Origin of the sequence: Acetobacter lovaniensis, assembly GCF_014207635.1 — a bacterium.
GTDB lineage: Bacteria > Pseudomonadota > Alphaproteobacteria > Acetobacterales > Acetobacteraceae > Acetobacter > Acetobacter lovaniensis.
The window spans coordinates 1-2,963 of sequence record NZ_JACHIE010000041.1 but is presented as its reverse complement, the minus strand read 5'-3'; the positions used below and the strand labels follow the sequence as shown (position 1 = coordinate 2,963).

The following is a 2,963-nucleotide window of genomic DNA, read 5'->3' as shown; positions in this document are numbered from 1 at the left end:
CCCGCAGTAGGCGGCATAGCAGCCGACCGCCTGCGCTCAATAGTCGAAAGAGTCGAAAGGCTGGAAGAAGAGCGCAAGGGCTTGGCTGGCGACATTAAGGACATTTTCACGGAGGCAAAATCTGCTGGCTTCAATGTGAAAGTTCTCCGCCAGATCATACGGCTTCGCAAGCAGGATCCCGCACATGTTGAGGAAGAAGAAACGCTCCTCGACATATATCGCCGTGCGATTGGAATGTGACCATGGCCCAGCATGAAGAGGACCGGCTACACACGCACATCTGGAAGGCCCTGCAATTCATCCTGCCAGATGATGCCGTGGCGTGGAGTACAGAAAACCGCCAGATGGGGCAGCGCGAGGGCATGCGCCGCAAGGCTCGCGGGTGTGTGCCGGGCGTTCCCGATATGGAAATACACCACAAAGGGCGCTCGTTCTTTATCGAGATCAAGACACCCAAAGGCACTGTGAGCAAGACCCAGAAGGACATGCACCAGCGCCTTAAGCGGGCAGGGCACGCCGTTGCCGTCTGCCGCTCGCTGGAGGAAGTGCTGTTCTTTCTGGAGAGACACGGCATGCCCCTGAAAGGGATGGTGATGGCATGAGCAATTTAAAATGTTTCGTTGTCCATGATGGTGATGAGGGCTGGTCCATCCAGTTTTCCACTCATGCAGTCAAAGCCCGACGCATGGGCGCAAACGAGATGAATGTCTCCTTTGATGAAGTGGAAAGCTGCAAGCGTAAGAAGATTTGGGACAAATACGCGCCCGGCCCCGTTCCTATTCTCGCAACAATGGCTGAGGGCTGGCGTTGGTCATGCTGCCATTGCGAGCGCATGATATGTGAAGATGGTCCCGACTGGCAGGAGGCGGCGGAAATCCAAAAAGATGGGTATTCTCTGGAAACAATCGCGCCACACCCGACCGTTATTGAATGGGGTAGACGCATCTTCTGCGGACCTGATTGCGCGGCCTCTGAAATCCAAGAGAGGCGCTTGAGGGCCATTACTAAGTCTGCCCTCGAAGAATGGGGCATTGCCGAGGTCATGAGGTTATATCCCGAGGCGCAGGATATAACTGCCCGGTCTGAGGCAAGCGGCTTTGATCCGTGGTGGGTTGATGTGTCGTTTAAGTTTCCCGGCGGTCAATATGCCGCGCATTACGAATGGCATAAGGACGCCAATCCCAATAAAGCATGGGGTCCGCGCAACGGAGTTTCGATTGCGCGCGCGGACGAGGATGCTTGGTACCGTTATCGCCCCGCGCCTGAGGGGGGGTGAGGTGTCATGAGCAAAATCAAGACATGGATGCCCGTTTATATCGGCGATTATTTGGCCGATACGATGCGCCTTTCTACCCTCCAACATGGGGCATATTTTTTGCTCATGATGGAGTATTGGCGGCAAGGCCCATTGCCTGACGATATGGACGAGCTTTCCGCAATCGCCAGAGCAGACCGCAAGGTTTGGGACAAGTCCATCTGGCCCACGCTGAAACGCTTCTTTTCCAAGGGAGAAGATGGGCTTTTGCATCAAAAGCGCATGGACATTGAGCTTGGAATTGCATCTGAAAAAAGCAGCAAACGCAGTGCGGCGGCTAATGCAAGATGGTCGAAAGATGAATGCAAAACCGATGCAAATGCATATGCAAATGCATCCGGTTTGGATATGCAAAACGGGAACAAACAGGCATGCAAACCGCATTGTACGTGCGCGTCATGCGCGTCCGCGTCACCATCACCATCACATAACTCTCTTACGCTTCGCTCCAGAGAGTCAGGCGAACTTTCGCCCTCAACGCCGCCCGCCAAGCCCGACCCACGCGGCCACCGGTTGCCTGCCGACTGGTCGCCCACCGATGCCGACCGGGCCTTTGCGCTCGATCTGGGGCTGAACCCCACGGACGTTGCCCCGCAGTTCGCGGACTTCTGGCACGCCAAGGCTGGGGCAGGGGGGCGGAAAGTGGACTGGCCCGCAACGTGGCGGAGCTGGTGCAGGCGGGAAGCGGATGGGCGGAAAACGGGGCTTACCCTGCCAAATAACACCCTGCCCACGAAGCCGCAGTCCCGGCATGAACGGGTGACCGAAGCATGGGCCGGAGTGCCCGACATGGAGGGAATTTAGCCGATGAACGCGATTGCAACCCGCCAGCCTGCGCCGACCCACAAGCCGAGTGCCGACCTGTCCGCGCTGCTTGATGCCGTCCGCAGCACCTCGGCCATCACGCCCCGCGACCTGACGGCGCAGCGTGTAGCCGAAGCCCGGCTTGTGGCCGCAACCTCGTTGCGGCCCGCCGAACCCGAGGTGATCGTGGCATGGCTGAAAAAGCTGGCGCTTCTGGTGGCCAATGGCCCCGAAGCAGGGCGTGCCCGCCAGCAGGCCGAGGCCATGGTTGAGATTTGCGGAGACCTGCCCGCAGCCGTGTGGTGCCCCGAAACGCGCAAGGCGTGGTGTCAGCAGGGCGACAAGGGGAAGTTCTGGCCCGTGGCAGCCGAGCTGTACGCGCACCTTCTGCCGTATGCCGAGCGCATCAAGCGGGACGCTATGGCAGCGCAACGGCTGGTGGCCATGGCCGAACGGGCAGCAAAGCCCCGCGCCACGGTTAGCGCCGAGGAGCGACGGGCTGTTGCCTCCCAGATGGCCGCTTGGTGCAAACGGATGGGCCACGCAGAGCCGCAGCCTGACCAGCGCTGCCCGTCACAGCCCCAGCCGGGGGTCTCCGAACGGTTGGCCGCGTATCGTCGCCAGCTCGCCGCCGAACCCGAAGCCGGAGTGTGGTTGGTGCTGCTCATTGCCAAACTGGAAGCGCAGGCAGGGCACAATATGCCCAAAGAGCCGCGAGGTTTGGCGGAGAGTGTACAGAAAGCCATTTCTCGGTAATCGTTATGTCTGGACGTTAGAGTGCGCTGTGCGCGCATTGTGGAGGATTTTAGGGGTATGTGCGAAAAGTGCAGAGAGTTGCTTTCTC

General features: G+C 59.1%; 5 protein-coding genes and 1 pseudogene. All 6 read left to right on the top strand.

Annotated elements, in window-relative coordinates; genetic code table 11:
• A partial coding sequence (locus HNR55_RS16550) for a DUF2312 domain-containing protein (protein ID WP_184382795.1) occupies positions 1-240 on the top strand: 240 nt, incomplete at its 5' end.
• A 2-nt stretch (positions 241-242) separates the two neighbouring features.
• Positions 243-602 carry a VRR-NUC domain-containing protein gene (locus HNR55_RS16545; RefSeq protein ID WP_166115940.1) on the top strand — a complete coding sequence of 120 codons (360 nt, stop codon included), beginning with the start codon at positions 243-245 and terminating at the stop codon, positions 600-602.
• Positions 599-1,276 (top strand): hypothetical protein, encoded by a 678-nt coding sequence (locus HNR55_RS16540; protein ID WP_166115941.1) that lies wholly within the window; start codon positions 599-601, stop codon positions 1,274-1,276. The genes HNR55_RS16545 and HNR55_RS16540 overlap by 4 nt, the downstream gene beginning before the upstream one ends.
• A 6-nt stretch (positions 1,277-1,282) precedes the next feature.
• Positions 1,283-1,540: pseudogene (locus HNR55_RS17340) on the top strand (DUF1376 domain-containing protein); the annotation flags it as partial.
• A 288-nt stretch (positions 1,541-1,828) separates the two neighbouring features.
• Positions 1,829-2,119: a hypothetical protein gene (locus HNR55_RS17145; protein ID WP_242005589.1), complete on the top strand. Its 291-nt coding sequence runs from the start codon at positions 1,829-1,831 to the stop codon at positions 2,117-2,119.
• 3 nt (positions 2,120-2,122) lie between these two features.
• Positions 2,123-2,875 (top strand): hypothetical protein, encoded by a 753-nt coding sequence (locus HNR55_RS16530; protein ID WP_166115943.1) that lies wholly within the window; start codon positions 2,123-2,125, stop codon positions 2,873-2,875.
• The last annotated feature ends 88 nt before the right edge of the window (positions 2,876-2,963 follow it).